The sequence below is a fragment of the Telluria mixta genome, from assembly GCF_029223865.1.
Classification (GTDB): domain Bacteria; phylum Pseudomonadota; class Gammaproteobacteria; order Burkholderiales; family Burkholderiaceae_D; genus Telluria; species Telluria mixta.
The window spans coordinates 3570118-3584727 of sequence record NZ_CP119520.1; the positions used below are offsets into that span (position 1 = coordinate 3570118).

At 67.0% G+C, this 14610-nt stretch carries 16 protein-coding genes; 10 read left to right on the forward strand and 6 right to left on the reverse strand.

Features of this window, described 5'->3' with window-relative positions:
* The first annotated feature begins 131 nt into the window (after positions 1–131).
* From imuA to P0M04_RS15935, 6 genes are all read left to right on the forward strand, one after another.
* Entirely contained in the window at positions 132–842 is a 711-nt protein-coding gene (gene imuA, locus P0M04_RS15910; RefSeq protein WP_259451718.1) for a translesion DNA synthesis-associated protein ImuA, read from the forward strand.
* Positions 772–2259 carry a Y-family DNA polymerase gene (locus P0M04_RS15915; protein WP_259451594.1) on the forward strand — a complete coding sequence of 496 codons (1488 nt, stop codon included), beginning with the start codon at positions 772–774 and terminating at the stop codon, positions 2257–2259. Before imuA ends, P0M04_RS15915 begins: the two co-directional genes overlap by 71 nt.
* 100 nt (positions 2260–2359) lie before the next feature.
* A complete protein-coding gene (locus P0M04_RS15920) occupies positions 2360–2914 on the forward strand; it encodes a peroxiredoxin (protein WP_259451593.1) in 555 nt (184 codons plus the stop codon).
* The gene (locus P0M04_RS15925) at positions 2911–4143 is read left to right on the forward strand and encodes a protein-disulfide reductase DsbD family protein (protein ID WP_259451592.1); all 1233 of its coding nucleotides are present in this window, start codon (positions 2911–2913) and stop codon (positions 4141–4143) included. Before P0M04_RS15920 ends, P0M04_RS15925 begins: the two co-directional genes overlap by 4 nt.
* Positions 4140–4706 carry a sigma-70 family RNA polymerase sigma factor gene (locus tag P0M04_RS15930; RefSeq protein WP_259451591.1) on the forward strand — a complete coding sequence of 189 codons (567 nt, stop codon included), beginning with the start codon at positions 4140–4142 and terminating at the stop codon, positions 4704–4706. Before P0M04_RS15925 ends, P0M04_RS15930 begins: the two co-directional genes overlap by 4 nt.
* A complete protein-coding gene (locus tag P0M04_RS15935) occupies positions 4699–5328 on the forward strand; it encodes an NrsF family protein (RefSeq protein ID WP_259451590.1) in 630 nt (209 codons plus the stop codon). The genes P0M04_RS15930 and P0M04_RS15935 overlap by 8 nt, the downstream gene beginning before the upstream one ends.
* A 2-nt stretch (positions 5329–5330) precedes the next feature.
* Here the strand turns inward: P0M04_RS15935 and P0M04_RS15940 are convergent, their stop codons facing one another.
* From P0M04_RS15940 to P0M04_RS15955, 4 genes are read right to left on the reverse strand one after another with little or no spacing between them, the layout of a single operon-like run.
* The gene (locus P0M04_RS15940) at positions 5331–6317 is read right to left on the reverse strand and encodes a hypothetical protein (RefSeq protein WP_259451589.1); all 987 of its coding nucleotides are present in this window, start codon (positions 6315–6317) and stop codon (positions 5331–5333) included.
* Positions 6314–6973 carry a YceI family protein gene (locus tag P0M04_RS15945; RefSeq protein ID WP_259451588.1) on the reverse strand — a complete coding sequence of 220 codons (660 nt, stop codon included), beginning with the start codon at positions 6971–6973 and terminating at the stop codon, positions 6314–6316. Before P0M04_RS15945 ends, P0M04_RS15940 begins: the two co-directional genes overlap by 4 nt.
* Positions 6974–6994: 21 nt before the next feature.
* Positions 6995–7777, reverse strand: a complete 783-nt coding sequence (locus P0M04_RS15950) for a PA3715 family protein (protein ID WP_259451587.1) — start codon at positions 7775–7777, stop codon at positions 6995–6997.
* Complete coding sequence (locus P0M04_RS15955; RefSeq protein WP_056136544.1) at positions 7774–7968, reverse strand: YqaE/Pmp3 family membrane protein; 195 nt, start codon at positions 7966–7968, stop codon at positions 7774–7776. Before P0M04_RS15955 ends, P0M04_RS15950 begins: the two co-directional genes overlap by 4 nt.
* A 140-nt stretch (positions 7969–8108) precedes the next feature.
* Between P0M04_RS15955 and P0M04_RS15960 the strand changes: the two genes are divergently transcribed.
* Positions 8109–8885, forward strand: a complete 777-nt coding sequence (locus P0M04_RS15960) for an alpha/beta hydrolase family protein (protein WP_259451586.1) — start codon at positions 8109–8111, stop codon at positions 8883–8885.
* Positions 8878–9519: a CatA-like O-acetyltransferase gene (locus P0M04_RS15965; RefSeq protein WP_259451585.1), complete on the forward strand. Its 642-nt coding sequence runs from the start codon at positions 8878–8880 to the stop codon at positions 9517–9519. The genes P0M04_RS15960 and P0M04_RS15965 overlap by 8 nt, the downstream gene beginning before the upstream one ends.
* On the opposite strand, the gene P0M04_RS15970 is transcribed toward P0M04_RS15965, so the two are convergent.
* On the reverse strand, positions 9516–10298 hold the full coding sequence (locus tag P0M04_RS15970; protein WP_259451584.1) for a UCP032817 domain-containing protein: 783 nt from the start codon (positions 10296–10298) through the stop codon (positions 9516–9518). The genes P0M04_RS15965 and P0M04_RS15970 overlap by 4 nt on opposite strands.
* Positions 10299–10377: 79 nt before the next feature.
* Positions 10378–12276, reverse strand: coding sequence for a M61 family metallopeptidase (locus P0M04_RS15975; protein WP_259451583.1), 1899 nt, complete (start codon positions 12274–12276; stop codon positions 10378–10380).
* Positions 12277–12500: 224 nt separating this feature from the next.
* Between P0M04_RS15975 and P0M04_RS15980 the strand changes: the two genes are divergently transcribed.
* Together P0M04_RS15980 and P0M04_RS15985 are read left to right on the forward strand one after the other, a co-directional pair.
* A complete protein-coding gene (locus tag P0M04_RS15980; RefSeq protein ID WP_105378364.1) occupies positions 12501–12977 on the forward strand; it encodes an Hsp20 family protein in 477 nt (158 codons plus the stop codon).
* Positions 12978–13080: 103 nt separating this feature from the next.
* The gene (locus P0M04_RS15985) at positions 13081–14481 is read left to right on the forward strand and encodes a glycoside hydrolase family 30 protein (protein ID WP_259451582.1); all 1401 of its coding nucleotides are present in this window, start codon (positions 13081–13083) and stop codon (positions 14479–14481) included.
* Positions 14482–14610 lie beyond the last annotated feature (129 nt).

Here is a 14610-nt window from a genome sequence, read left to right on the forward strand (position 1 = left end):
CATAATTTGTAGAGACCGATAGATAAGTGAAAGGTTTTTTTGTTCATAGTCTGGCATTCAAGAAGATCAACCTTGCCAAAACCTGATGGGAATAGTACTGTATGTTTATACAGTATTTCTTCGCATCAAACATGACTTGCTCAGGTTCAATATCTGCAGCGCCGGAAGCCTTGCATCCGTCGCTCTGGCTTGCCTCGCAGCTGGCGCGTAGCGACACGCGCTGCATCGATACCGGCCATCCCACGCTGTCGGCCCAGTTGCCGGGCAGCGGCTGGCCGACAGGGACGCTCATCGACCTGTTGCTGCAACAGCCCGGCATCGGCGAGATGCGCCTGCTGCGTCCCGCGCTGGCGGCCGTGGCGCACCGGCGCATCGTGCTGCTGCAGCCTCCGCATCCGCCGCAGGCGCTGGCGATGGCGGCGCTCGGGGTGCCGCCTTCGCAACTGATCTGGGTGCGCGCGACCCGCACGGCGGACGCGTTGTGGGCGGCGGAACAGGTGCTGCGCAGCGGCAGTTGCGGCGCGCTGCTGTTCTGGCAGAACAACATCCGCGCCGACAATCTGCGTCGCCTGCACCTGGCCGCGCAGGCGGGGGAAACCCTGTTCTTCATGATGCGGCCGCTGGCGGCCGGGCAGGACGCCTCGCCGGCACCGCTGCGCCTGTCCCTGCGGCCGCAGGCGGGCGGCATCGAGATCGGTTTCGTCAAACGCCGCGGACCGCAGCGCGACGCGACCCTGTTTCTTCCATTGACCTCTTACCTGCCCAATCGCCATGCGCCTGTGGATCGCACTGCACCTGCCCCGGTTGCCGCTGGAGGTGTTTACACCGAGCTGGTCCACTGACACCGGCACTGACGTTGGCACCGTGGTCCTCGACCAGGAGCGCGTGCTCGTGGCCTCGCAGGTCGCGCAGGATGCCGGCGTGCGCACCGGCATGCGCCGCGGCGGCGTGCTGATGCTGCTGCCGGATGCCCGCATCCACGAACGCGCGCCGACGCTGGAGGCGGACGCGCGCCAGGCCGTGGCGCTGGCCCTGCTGCAGTACACGCCGCAGGTCGCGGAAGGGGAGGAATCGACCCTGCTGATGGACGTGGGCGCGAGCCTGCGCCTGTTCGGCGGTATCCGCGCGCTGTGCCGGCGCGTACACGCGAACATGCGCGCGCTGGGCTTCACGGCCTCGCTCGCGTGCGCGCCCACCGCGCGCGGCGCGTGGCTGCTGGCGCGCGCGAACGCGGGCCGCGCCGTGCGCATGGAAGCGCTGCTGCGCCGGCTCGACCGGCTGGCCGTCCTCCTGATGCCGCCGGCGCGCCCGTACGCGGCCTGGTTCGACGGCATCGGCTGCCACACGCTGGGCGACCTGCGCCGCCTGCCGCGCCCGGGCCTGCAGCGGCGCTGCGGCCGCGAGCTGCTCGACCTGCTCGACGCCGCCTATGGCCTCGTGCCGGAGCTGTACGAATGGATATCTCCGCCGGAAACCTTCCGCGCGCGCCTGGAACTGTATGACCGCATCGACGACGCCGACCTGCTGCTGGCGGGCGCCCAATGCCTGCTGCTGCAGCTGACCGGGTGGCTGTGTGCGCGCCAGCTGGCGGTGGAGCGCATCACGCTGCAGCTGGAGCACGAACGGGGCCGGGTCGCGCGTCCGCCGACCGGCGTCGAGATCGTGCTGGCCGAGCCGACGTGGCGCGACGAGCACCTCGTGCGCCTGCTGAAGGAACGCCTGGGCCGGCTGACGCTGGAGGCGCCCGTGATCGGCCTCGCGCTGGAAGCGCTGCAGGTGCGGCCAATGGCGCCGCCGAACGCATCGCTCTTCCCCGAACCGGGCGGCAGCGAGGACGACCGCATGCGCATGCTGGAACTGCTGGCCGCGCGCCTGGGCGCGGACAACGTCCTGCAACCGCTGCCGCTGGCCGACTACCGCCCGGAACAGGCCAACGTGTGGGTGCCGGTACAGCAGAAGGTCAGCGACAAGGCCCGCAACGCGCAACTGCCGCCCGACGTCCTGAGCCTGCCGCGTCCCACGTGGCTGCTGGCGCGGCCGATCGCGCTGCTGATGCGCGATCACCGGCCGTTCTATGGCTCACCGCTGCGGATGGCGTCGAATCCGGAGCGTCTCGAGGCCGGCTGGTGGGATGGGCCGGAGACGCGCGATTACTTCATCGCCGAAGGGCTGGATCACACGCTGTACTGGGTGTATCGGGAGCGGATCGGCATGGGCGAGGATGGGCCGAAGTGGTTCTTGCATGGGTTGTTCGGGTAAGAAAATTTTTTTATTGTGGACCGCAACTTTCAGGCTGCCGTCGGCGAACTGGGGGTAGGGCGATCAGAGGATTGCCAACCAACTTTTCAAGGAGTTCACAATGGCACGGTTCGGCACGTATCTGGCACAAGCGGCAACCATTCTGGCATTTTCGGCATCCCATGCGCTGGCGGCCTTGCCGGAAGGCGCGAAAGCCCCCGATTTCCGATTACAGGCCGCGCTTGCCGGTAAGCCGATGACGTTTTCGCTGGCGCAAGCATTGCGCCAGGGGCCTGTCGTGCTGTATTTCTTCCCCGCCGCATTCACGCAGGGCTGCACGCTGGAAGCGCATGCGTTCGCCGAAGCGACGGATGATTTCAAGAAGCTGAATGCGACAGTGATCGGCGTTACCGCAGGCAATGCCGACCGCGTTGCCGAGTTTTCGAAACTCGAATGCCGCGACAAGTTCGCGGTGGCGGCCGATCCCGGCGCCAGGGTAGCCGGGGAATACCAGACCCAGTTCAAGGCCAAGAGCGGTGCCCTGCTGTCCGAGCGCACCTCTTTCGTCATCGCACCCGATGGCAAGATCCTGCTCAGCTACACGGATGCCAACCCCGAACAGCACATCAAGAAAACCATGGATGCCGTCAAGGCGTGGCATGACACGGCCAAATGAGCATGCCCGCAACCCTGGCCGCCGCCTTCCTGGGCGGGGTGATTCTCAACTTCATGCCCTGCGTCTTTCCGGTCATCTCGCTGAAAGCGTTCGGCCTCATCCGTCATCTCCACGACCGGCGCGCGGCGCGGGTGGAGGGACTCGCGTTCCTGGCGGGCGTCGTGATCACTATGCTCCTGCTGTGCGCCGCGCTGTTGGCGGCACGGGCTGGCGGCGCCGCCGTCGGGTGGGGCTTCCAGTTGCAGTCGCCGGTATTGATCGCCACGCTGGCGCTCGTCATGCTCGCCCTGGCGCTCAATATGATGGGCGTGTTCGAGATCGGACTGGCCGCGCAGCGTCTCGGCAATCTCTCCGGCTCCCGCACGGGACCGCTCGGGGCCGCGTTGACCGGTGCGCTGGCGATCATCGTGGCGACGCCGTGCACCGCGCCGTTCATGGCGGGTGCCGTCGGCGCGGCGCTGCTGCGTCCGCCGGTCGAGGGCGTGGCGATCTTCGTTGCGCTGGCGCTGGGCTTTGCCGCGCCTTTCACCACCGTGGCGCTCGTGCCGGCCTGCGCGCGGCTCTTGCCGAAACCCGGTGCGTGGATGGCGACGCTCAAGCACGTGCTGGCGTTCCCGATGCTGGGCGCGGCGGCATGGCTGGCGTGGGTCCTCGACCGGCAGGGAGGTTCCGTCGCACTGGGCGCGCTGCTCGCAGCGTCCGTGGTGCTGGGATTGGCTGCCTGGGTGTACGGCCTGGCACAACGGCGCCAGATTTCCGGATTGCGTTACCGGCCGCTGCTGGGCTTTGCCGTGCTTCTTGTCGTGGGCGTGGGCGTGTCCCTGGCTGGCCTGCCGGCGACGAGCGATGACGGCGGCAGGCTGGCACCCGCGGAGACGCCGGTCGCGTGGACACCGCACGCCGTCGCTGCGCAGCGCGGACACGGCAAGCCGATCTTCGTCAATTTCACCGCTTCCTGGTGCATCACATGCCAGGTCAACGATCGCGCGGCGTTATCCACCACGGTCGTGAAAGAGGCACTGGCACGGACGGACACGATCTACATGGTCGCCGACTCCACCAAATATAATCCGGATATCGACCAGGCCATCAACCAGTTCGGCCGGGGAGGATTGCCCGTATACGTCGTGTATCCGGCCGATGGCGGCGCACCGGTGCTGCTGCCGCAACTGCTCAGTCCGGATATCGTGGTGTCCGCTTTGAAAAAGGCATCGGCAAACAAGTCTTGAACAACGCAACCGAGAACGATGCTTCGAGAGCGGCATGGCCGCAGCTCATGGTACGCGCCCAGGATGGCGACCAGGCGGCGTACTGCCGTCTGTTGAAGGCGATCGTACCCGTCATCCGCGCGCTCGTGCGACGAAAAATTTACCAGGATGACGCGTTGGTCGAAGACGTGATACAGGACGTCCTGCTGACCGTCCACCGGGTCCGGCACACCTATGATCCCGATCGTCCCTTCTTGCCGTGGCTGTCCGCCATCGTCGCCGCGCGCGCCATCGACGCGTTGCGTGCGCGCGGCCGCAGGGAACATTGGGAGGTGAGCGATGACGAGGCCGTGCTCGGGCATCCGGACGCATCCAGCCCGGATGGGCAGGCGCATCGGCAAGTGGATCATTTGCTGAGCCGTCTCCCCGCGCGTCAACGACGGATGGTCGAACTCGTCCATTTATCCGACATGAGCCTCGCCGACGCCGCGGCGGCCAGCAGCACGACGTTGGCGGCAGTGAAGTCCCTGCTGCACCGCGCTTTTGCCACGCTTCGCCGCAACAAGGAAACCGACCATGAATGAGCACGATGCCCTGATCGAACGACTGTGCCGAGATGCGCATCCCGTGAAGAGAACCGCGACACCCTGGCGCCGGGCGGCAGGATGGATGCTCGTGGCGCTTCCTTGCGGCTTTCTCGCCTCCCTGATCCTGCCGCAGGCACGCCCGGACTGGTCCAGCCCGGGCGCGTTGTGGGCAGGGTTATGGATCGTGGCGTCGTTCTGCCTCGGAATGCTTGCCATCGGGACAGCATTTGCCCTCAGCATTGCCGGGCAGCGCATCAGGCACTGGCGCGGCCTTGTCGCACTGACCGCTGCCTGGCTGCTGATCGGACTGACCGGTGTGACGAATTCGATGGACAAGGTCGGGCATGCCGGAGACGGGATCTATTGTTACGCCTTCCTCATGGTCGTCGGCCTGCCGATGGTCGCGATCATGGTTGCCTCGATCCGGCGAACCCGCTCACTGCATCCGCTCCGTAGCCTGGCCATTGCGGGCCTGGGCATCGCGGCGACGTCGCAAATGCTGCTGGGGCTGTGTCACCCGGTGGCAGGGCAATTGTTCGACCTGGCGATGCACCTGGCCGCCACCATTACCCTCGTCGCGTTCACGTCCCTCGCGGGCCGGCGCTGGGTCAGGATCTGATCTCATTTGCAGGGCCGTTTGCTCATGTCGCCAATCGCATCCACCTGCGCCTGCGTCAGTACCTGGGGCGGTGGCTCGTCGACAGGATAGCCGTTCGCATCGAAGCGCATCGGCGGCGGCGGCGGTTCGTTCGGGCACGCCGGCACGGCACGCGGCAGCGATGCCGCCAGCGCGAACAACCGGTCGCGCAACGGGACGCGCACGACGTTGGCATCGATCCACAACTCGTACATACGCCGGCCTTCGAACCAGGACAGCAGCGAGACCGCCTTGCCCGACGGGGCTTCCTTGACGACGAGCCTGGCCCGCATACCGTTGATGCGCTCCGGCTCGTCTTTCGGATGGCGCCAGGCGCGGCTGCCGTCGGCGGACATGTCGTGTTCGAGCAGGGTGACCCGGTGCCCGTCCGGCATGCGGAAGCCGCGGTACAGGCGCGAGGGGACGTCGGTGACATTTTCGGCCCGGCCGCCCAGGCTCTCGAATTGCGCGAACGGCGTGTGCGTCAGGTCGACCGGCGCGAACGCCAGCTTGCGGGTCGCCTTCGCGAGCGATTGAAACGCGATGTCGAAACGCGCGAGATCGCCTTCGCAAACGTGCTCGAAGCCGTTCCTGAGCGCGTCGGCCGCATGCGTCGCTGCGTGTTCGGACCGGTCGACGCTGCACTGGTACTCCCGCACGCCGGTGTGAATGATCGAGCCGCAGGCGATGGCCACGATGATGCCCGCCACGGTCAGCAGCCAACGTTTGGCAGGCGGGGGCGGCGTGGCGGGCGCCGGTTTCCGCAAGCGCCGCCCGCCCCAGCGGCACAGCCAGGCCAGCCCGAGAACCGGCAGCGCCATCATGGCGGTCACGCGCAGGACGTCCAGCAGCGGCGCGTGCAGCCAAACGACGCAGAACAGGGCATACATGCCGGCCGCCAGCAGGGCCAGCGCATTGACGACGTGGCCGGCCGACCAGAGCAGCACGCCGATGGCGCCTTTCAGTGTCATGAGGGCGGACTCCAGCGCCGCGCGACGATGTGAAAGCGCACCTCCAGCTCGTCCTGCACCGCCAGCAGCCCGGCACCCACCGAAAACGGCGTGATGCCGAAATCGGTCTGCTCCAGGCGCGCCGTGCCGCTTGCGGTCACCTGCGCCGCGTCGACCTGCACCGCGGCCGGCAGTTCCAGCCGGCGCGTGACGCCATGCAGCGTGACGGCGACACGCAGCCGGCCATCCGCGGGCAGTTCCGCATGCAGCGTCACCACCGGATAGCGCCCGGCGTCGAGCACCGGGCCGAGCATGTTCTTGCGCGTGCCTTCGACCGCTTCCGGCGACGGCGACGTGACGATGCCCGCGTCGCGCAGCAGTTGCGGTTCGTCGACGGTCAACTGGTCGAGGCGGAACGAGACGTCGGCCCGGCCCAGGCCGGGCGCGGCATAGCCGGTCAAGGTGTGGCTGGCCACCACGTGGTCATGCCCGAGCCGCGCCATCAGGCCGCCGCGGCGTACCGTCACGGCCAGCAGCGAGGCTTTCGGGTCGACTGCGTAGACGGCGGCGCCGGACATGGCCGCGCTGCGATACGCGTCCGTACCCGCCGCTGGACCGGGCACCAGCGGTGCCTGCGGCGCCAGCGGCTGCCCGCAGGCGGTTAGCAGCAACAGCAAGGGCAGGGTGCGTTTCGTGACTCAATCCCCCAACGGAAAGAAGGACAGCCACCAGGGAGGGTTCTTGCCGCCCTGGTAGGTGTTGCCATCATAGCGCAGCGTGGTCCGCTCGATCTTCGGCTTGCCGATCGCGTCGTCGGCCGCGCTTTCCCGCGTGATCCGCGCGGTGACGGTCAGGTCCGCAAACCCATGGGACGATGTCGGTGCGAGACCCAGCGACAGCTCGGCTTTGTCGAAGACGAGTCCGTCCGACTGGCCGAGACAGCCTTTGACGGCTTCCCAATGCGACATCGGCAGGCCCCGCAGCACGGGCTGGAGCGAATCGGCGGTACGGACGAAGAGCGTGAGCTCGTCTTCCCAGGCACCGTCCGCGCAACTCGCACCGCGCGCGGCACTCCGGAAGCGCACGCCGAATGCCCTGACGTCCTTTGCCAGCTGGTAAGGCGCGGTATCGATGCTCAGGCTGTGTTCTCCGAACTGGACGGACGCGTCTTCGCCGACCTCGCGCGCGTAGCTGCCGACGATGCGCCCGGACCGGGCATCCAGCATCGCGACGACCAGCTGTTTCACTTCCTCGTCGTTCGTGCTGAAGACGATGGCCGACAGCAGCGTCTTGCCGTCGTACGGCCACAGCTTGCATGCGGCCGTGACGACCTGGCTCTCGTTCCCTTTTTTCAGGACGCCGGCGCTCTTCGCGACGGCCGCCACAACGGTCTCCGGGCACGATTCGGCCGCATGCGCCGTCTGCAGCAACAGGCACGCCAGGGCAGCACCAACGAGGCCGCGACGAACGATCCCCGTCATGCCCGCTGTCGCAACGCGCGCTCGATCTTCTGGTCGGTCTTGAACTGGCTGAGCGCATACACGGCCCAGATGGTGGCCGGCAGCCAGCCGATCAGGGTGATCTGCAGGATCAGGCAGATGATGCCGGCGATCGGGCGGCCGATGGTGAAAAAGGTCAGCCAGGGCAGGACCAGGGCGATGATGAGGCGCATGTCGTTCTCCTTCAGGTAAGCCTCCAGCATAACGGCTTCGCGGACCTGAAAGCTCACGCATTTCCACCTGCGGAACGCGATTTCAAGCAAAGATTCCCGGCTTGTTCCACAATGCGCACTGCAACGAACACGGAACCATCATGCTCACCGAACGTATCGACTTTCCCGGCCCCCACGGCAAGCTCTCCGCCAAGCTGGACGCCCCCACCGGCACGCCGCGCGCCTACGGCATCTTTGCCCACTGCTTCACCTGCAGCAAGGACGTGCTGGCCGCCACCTTCATCGCGCGCGGCCTCGCGAGCCTGGGCGTGGCCGTGCTGCGCTTCGACTTCGCCGGCCTCGGGGCCAGCCACGGCGATTTTGCCGACACCAATTTTTCGTCCAACGTCGAAGACCTCGTCGCGGCCGCCGACTATATGCGCGACAAATTCGCGGCGCCGCAGCTCCTGATCGGCCACAGTCTGGGCGGCGCGGCCGTGCTGGCGGCGGCCCAGCGTGTGCCGGAGGCGAAGGCCATCGTGACGATCGCGGCGCCCAGCGATCCGCACTACGTCGTCAATAAACTGCTGGGCGAGCACCTCGACACGATCGCGCAACTGGGCGAGGCGCGGGTAAAACTGGCCGGGCGCGATTTCAACATCCGCCAGCACTTCGTCGAGGACGCCGGCCGGCACCAACTGCACGAGAAGATCGCCACCCTCGGCCGCGCGCTGCTCGTGATGCACGCGCCGCAGGACGATACCGTCAGCATGGACAATGCCACCCGCATCTTCGAACTGGCGCAGCATCCGAAGAGTTTCATCTCGCTCGACGGCATGGACCACCTGATCACGCGGCGCGAGGACGCCGCGTACGTGGCCGGCGTCATCTCGGCTTGGAGCGCGCGCTATCTCGACGCGGGGGCCGCGCATGCATGACTTCGAGCGGCGGCGCGACCGCTTCGACTTCTTCGACCGCATGGAAAGCCCCGCGGTCAACCTGTGCTTCACGCTCGACGTGCCGGATTTCCGGCCGTGGTGCAAGGAGCAGGGGCTGGCACCATTCCACGTGATGCTGTGCGCCGTGCTGCGCGCCGTGCTGAAGGTGGAGAACTTCCGTTACCGGATCGTGGACGGTGAGGTCATCCGCATCGACCGCCTCGTGCCGTCGTTCACCGTGATGAACCAGCACGGCGACCTGAATTTCGCGCAGTTCGACTGGTCCGACGACGTGCGCGAATTCGTCGCGCGCGGCCTCGCTGCTCGGGAACAGGCCTCGAACATGACGGAGCTGAACGTCAAATACCGCACGATGTCGCCGCGCGATGCGAAGGACCAGGTGTTCGTCACCTGCATGCCGTGGCTCGATTTCACGTCGATCCAGCATCCGATGGCATCCATCGCCACGCCGGACATCCCGTCGTTCGCGTGGGGCCGTTTCCGCGACGGGCCGGACGGCCTGCAACTGCCGTTTTCCGTGCAGGCGCATCACGGCTTCGTCGACGGGTGGCACATCCATCTGCTGGGACGGCAGGTGGCCGACGAGCTGGCGGCGATCATCCGCGCATCCTAGTCGCCGCCGCCGCCGCCGCAGCCGCCACCGCAGCTGCTGCCGCACCCGCTGCCCCCGCCGTCGCCACCGCCGTCGCTGCCGCCGCCATCGGCGCAGGCGTCGCCACCGTCCGCGAAGGCCATGCCGCCGCAGGAACTCCCGTCGGCGCCGGCCTCACGCCGACCCAGGTGGGCGGCCAGCAGCTGCCGGTCGACGACGCCCGCCGCAACCAGCACCGTGAGCGCCAGTTCCGGATGCGGCCGCGCGCGCCACCTGCCGCGGCCGCGTTCGTTCAGGCGCGCGTGGACGATCTCGCCGGCCCGGCTCCAGTAACCGTGCCCGCCGGGCATGCGCAGCAGCGCGTCCAGGCCGAACAGCGCGGGCAGGCGCATGCTGCGCGGCGCGATGCCGTCGCGTTCGCGGCAGGCCGCGAACGTGTGCAGCAGGGCGTTCCCGACGAGCGCCGCCCGTTCCACGTGCGGCACGACCGCCCCGAAGTGACGCACGCAAAAGCGTTCCAGCGATATCGGGTTCCAGCGCAGCCACGCGTGCCACACGGAGTCAGCCGCCTCCGACGGCAGGGCGCACGGCCGGCCGCTGTGCCGGACCGCGTCGAAGAAGCGCAGCAGGCCTTCCGCCGCGCGGGCGAAAAAAAAGGCATCCGTCCGGATGCCTTCGTATTCGCGTGGGGCGCTCGCGCGCCAGTAACTTTCCAGTCCCGCCGGCAGGTCCGCCAATTCGGCCTGCCAGGGCGAGGTGCGCCGCAGCCGTGCGGCGCGCAGTTCCTGGATCCACTTCATGTTGCCCCCCTGTTTGTTGTTGTCGGCAGGTCCAGCTTACGGGGCAAATATGACAGTTTGATGACTTACCTGTGATGACTTACTTCAACGCCGAGAAGATCGTCGTCAAACGGTCCTTCGTACCCTCGATACGCTCCAGGCGCGGGTAGCGCAGGCCGCCGCGGTAGTCGAGCGAGATCGTGCGCAGCACGTTGCCCTTCCTGACGAGCAGGCGAATGGGCTTGCCGTCCTTCGCATCCTTGATCGCGGCCTTCAGCAGTTCCGGCTTGTACACGCGGTCGTTGACGGCCATGACGGTCGTGTTGGCGGCGAGGCCTGCGCGGAAGCCGATGCCGTCCCACACGACGTTGCGCACGGCGCCGTCCTGCGCGACCGTGAAGCCGAGCGAGTAGGTCAGGTCCAGCACCTTGTTGCGGTCGTCCACGCCCTTCAGGTAGTCCGTCGGCGTGTCCGTGTAGACCAGCTTCCAGCCGGCGCGGGCGAGGCCGTCCAGCGGGGCGCCCGGGCCGTGGCCGTCCAGCTTCGCGCGCAGGAAAGGCGCCCAGTCGTACGGCTGGACTTTCTGGAGTGCCGCGACGACGTCGTCGAACGTGTAGAACGCGGGCAGGTGGCTGCCGTTGTTCACGCTGTAGAAGGCGCGCGCGAAATCGTCCAGCGAGCGCTTGTCGCCCGAGAGTTCGCGGATGCGCGTGTCGACGTCCAGCCAGATCAGCATGCCCTCGACGTAGTAGTCCTCGCTGCGCTGCCAGTTCGGCCAGCCCAGGCCGCGGCGCGCGTTGAGGATCGGGTCGTAGACCGTGTCCTGCACGGCGCGCCACGCGCGGCCCGCGATGCTGTCGTAGCGCGCGGCGCTCGCGGCCAGCGCGTCGCGTGCGCCGGTGGCGGAGACGAGACCGGAACGCGCGGCCAGCACGTTGCCCCAGTACTGGGTCTGGCCTTCGTACACCCACAGCAGCTCGTTGTCCATCGGGGTGTTGAAGTTGGGGACGTTCTGGCCGGCAGGGCGGCGGAACTTGCCGTTCCACGAGTGCGTGAATTCGTGCGGCAGCAGCTCGCGCCCGGCCTCGCTCTTGGCCCAGTCGGTGAAATAGCCCGGCTTGACGCCGTTTTCGCTGGACTGGTGGTGCTCGCGGCCGATGCCGCCGAATTCGTCGGACAGCGCGAACAGGAAATCGTAGTGGTCGTAGTGATACGAACCATACAGTTTATACGCTTGTTGCACGAGCGCGCGGTGCGCCGCGATCTGCTCGGGCTTCGCCTCCAGGCTTTCCGGGCTGTCGGCGAACACGTTCAGGCGGACGGGCACCTTGCCGCCCGGGTCGAGGTCGAAGCGCTTGCTGTAGCGGCCCGCGAACAGCGGCGAATCCATCAGCGTCTCCAGGTCGCTCGCCTTGAAGTGGACGTCGTCGCCGGCGCGGTTGTCCGTCTCCAGCGCGGTGGCGTACTGCCAGCCCGCGGGCAGCTTGAGGTTCGCCTGCACGTTGATGCCGCGCGCGACGTAGCCGGCCGGGTACAGCGTCGTCGAGATCCACTGCACGCCGAGGATGTCGTCCGTCATCGTGATGCGGCCCTGGCCCGATTCCAGTGGCGACAGGTACTGGTATTCGGCCTCCAGGCTCGTCGCGCCCTCGGGGACGGTCAGGTGGAACGCGTACACGTGCACCGGGTCGCGCTTCCATTCGACGGACTTGCCGTTCGCCGTGAACTTCAGGCCCGCCAGCTGCGTGATCGGGCCGTTCGGGCCGTGGTTCGCGGGCAGCCACTGCGGATACAGCAGGGTGAGGGGACCGGGCTTCACCGGAATCGTCATGTGCATGCGGAAGACCTGCTGCGACAGATCGGTCGCATCGACGTTCAGCACGATGGTGCCGGGGTAGGGCTGGTCGACCGGGGCAGGCACGTCGGCATGTGCCGGAAAGGCGAGCGCCAGCGCGAGCGCGGCGGCTGAAACGGACGAAGCGAACTTGGAAGCGGTCATTGGCTGAAACCTAAAGGGAAGAAACGTAAACGGCCGAGTGTAGCACCGCGCCACCGGCCTAGATTCCAGGCGGCAGCGATCCAAATAAAATTTTAAAACAGGCCTTAAAAAAGATATTTTGTACGACTTGAAAAGGGGTGGGGTGGCCATTAGATTGGTTCCAACGGATGCTCACGATGAGGTCCGTCAACTTATCGCTTGTACTTTTTAGAGGATATCGAATCATGCGTACTTTTGACCTGTCCCCCCTGTATCGTTCCGCAATCGGCTTCGACCGCCTGGTGAACCTGCTCGAGCAACGCGCCGAAAGCGCGCCGAGCTACCCGCCGTACAACATCGAACTGGTGTCGGAAGACAAATACCGCATCGTGATGGCGCTCGCCGGTTTCACCCGCAACGAAATCGAGATCACCTCCGAACGCGACACCCTGCTCGTGACCGGCCGCAAGCAAAAGGATGACGTGCAGCGCACCTTCCTGCACCGCGGTATCGCCCAGCGCGATTTCGAACAGCGCTTCCAGCTGGCCAACCACGTGAAGGTCGTCAGCGCCGGCTTCGACAACGGCATCCTGACCATCGAACTGGTGCGCGAAGTGCCCGAAGCATTCAAGCCGCGCAAGATCGCGATCGCTGATGCCAACGGCAACACCGACAACGTGCAAGTGCTGGAACAACCGGGCCAGCAACAGCACGCCGCGTAATCGCGTCGTCCCCCTCGAAAAAAAGGCGCTTCGGCGCCTTTTTTCTTTTCTGCTATAGTTGGCGCCGCAAGTTTGGCAACGTTTCCAATCCGAGGAGAGCCGCATGCAGAAACCCCGTCTTATCCTGTCCGTACTGGCCGCGCTCGTCGCGCTGGTACCGGAGGTCCACGCCGCCACGGTCCAGGCCTGGATCACCACCGGCGACCAGTCGCAGCTACTGGCACGCGCCGCCGACGCACGCCTGGAGGCGTCCGCTGGCGCCGCGACGATCGTCGTCGACCCGTCCACGCGCTACCAGCAGATCGCAGGCTTCGGCGCCGCGATCACGGATGCTTCCGCGGACCTGATCCAGCACCTGGACCCGGCCCGGCGCGACGCGCTGCTGCGCCAGTTGTTCGGACGGGCAGGCGAGGGCATCGGCCTGTCGTTCACGCGCCTGACGATCGGCGCCTCCGACTTTTCGCGCACCCACTACAGCTTCGACGACATGCCGCCGGGGCAGTCCGATCCGCAGCTGAAGCACTTCTCGATCGACGCGCAGAAAGGCACCGTGCTGCCGACGGTGAAGGCCGCGCTGGCCATCAATCCGCAGCTGAAAGTGATGGCGTCGCCGTGGAGCGCGCCGGGCTGGATGAAGACGAGCGACAGCCTCGTGAAAGGCACGCTGAAGCCCGAGGCGTTCGATGCGTTTGCGCGCTACCTGGGCCGCTATGTGGACGCGATGCGGGAGCAGGGCGTGACGATCTCCGCGCTCACCCTGCAGAACGAGCCGCACTTCGAGCCGGACAACTACCCCGGCATGCGCGTCGACCCCCACAAGCGCGCCGCGTTCATCCGCGACCATCTCGGGCCGCTGCTGGCGCGTTCGCACCCCGGCACCGCCATCTTCGACTGGGACCACAACTGGGACGAGCCGGAGTCCCCCGCAATCGTGCTGTCCGATCCGCGCGCGGCAAAGTACGTGAGCGGCATCGCGTGGCATTGCTACGGCGGCGACGTGCGCGCGCAGGGCCGGCTGCACGACCTGTTCCCGGCCAAGGACACGTGGTTCACGGAGTGTTCCGGCGGACGCTGGGCGCCGGACTGGTCGAAGAACCTGCAATATTTCGCGAAGACGCTCGTCATCGACACGACGCGCAACTGGGCGCGCGGCGTCCTGTTCTGGAACCTCGCGCTCGATGCCAACGACGGCCCGCACCTGGGCGGCTGCAAGGACTGCCGCGGCGTCGTGACCATCGATGCGGCCACCGGCGCCGTCACGCGCAACGTCGAGTATTACGCACTGGCCCACGCCAGCCGCTTCGTGCCGCCGGGCGCGCACCGCATCGCGACGACCGGGGAGAACAACGTCGCCTTCGTCAATCCCGACGGTTCGTACGCGCTGCTCGTGGCGAACGGCGACGCGCAGCCGCGCGCGTTCACGGTGCGCGTGGGGACGGAGGCGTTCCGCTACACGCTGCCGGCGGCCAGCGTCGCGACGTTCACGTGGCGGGCGGCGCCATGAGGAGTCAGCAGAAGCGCTTCACGCAAAACCGTCGCCCCTGCGCAGGCAGGGGCCCAATTTGCACACGTATCGGCGACGCAAGCAACTTTGGTCCCCGCCTTCGCGGGGACGACGGGTTTATGCACGTAG

Bases quoted from the DNA above. Each gene is read 5' to 3' on its own strand.
- P0M04_RS15955 (WP_056136544.1), bottom strand. From the start codon at position 7,968: ATGCGCCTCATCATCGCCCTGGTCCTGCCCTGGCTGACCTTTTTCACC.
- P0M04_RS15960 (WP_259451586.1), top strand. From the start codon at position 8,109: ATGCTCACCGAACGTATCGACTTTCCCGGCCCCCACGGCAAGCTCTCC.
- P0M04_RS15935 (WP_259451590.1), top strand. From the start codon at position 4,699: ATGAATGAGCACGATGCCCTGATCGAACGACTGTGCCGAGATGCGCAT.
- P0M04_RS15970 (WP_259451584.1), bottom strand. From the start codon at position 10,298: ATGAAGTGGATCCAGGAACTGCGCGCCGCACGGCTGCGGCGCACCTCG.
- P0M04_RS15940 (WP_259451589.1), bottom strand. From the start codon at position 6,317: ATGACACTGAAAGGCGCCATCGGCGTGCTGCTCTGGTCGGCCGGCCAC.
- P0M04_RS15975 (WP_259451583.1), bottom strand. From the start codon at position 12,276: ATGACCGCTTCCAAGTTCGCTTCGTCCGTTTCAGCCGCCGCGCTCGCG.
- P0M04_RS15920 (WP_259451593.1), top strand. From the start codon at position 2,360: ATGGCACGGTTCGGCACGTATCTGGCACAAGCGGCAACCATTCTGGCA.
- P0M04_RS15985 (WP_259451582.1), top strand. From the start codon at position 13,081: ATGCAGAAACCCCGTCTTATCCTGTCCGTACTGGCCGCGCTCGTCGCG.
- imuA (WP_259451718.1), top strand. From the start codon at position 132: ATGACTTGCTCAGGTTCAATATCTGCAGCGCCGGAAGCCTTGCATCCG.
- P0M04_RS15980 (WP_105378364.1), top strand. From the start codon at position 12,501: ATGCGTACTTTTGACCTGTCCCCCCTGTATCGTTCCGCAATCGGCTTC.
- P0M04_RS15925 (WP_259451592.1), top strand. From the start codon at position 2,911: ATGAGCATGCCCGCAACCCTGGCCGCCGCCTTCCTGGGCGGGGTGATT.
- P0M04_RS15915 (WP_259451594.1), top strand. From the start codon at position 772: ATGCGCCTGTGGATCGCACTGCACCTGCCCCGGTTGCCGCTGGAGGTG.
- P0M04_RS15965 (WP_259451585.1), top strand. From the start codon at position 8,878: ATGCATGACTTCGAGCGGCGGCGCGACCGCTTCGACTTCTTCGACCGC.
- P0M04_RS15950 (WP_259451587.1), bottom strand. From the start codon at position 7,777: ATGACGGGGATCGTTCGTCGCGGCCTCGTTGGTGCTGCCCTGGCGTGC.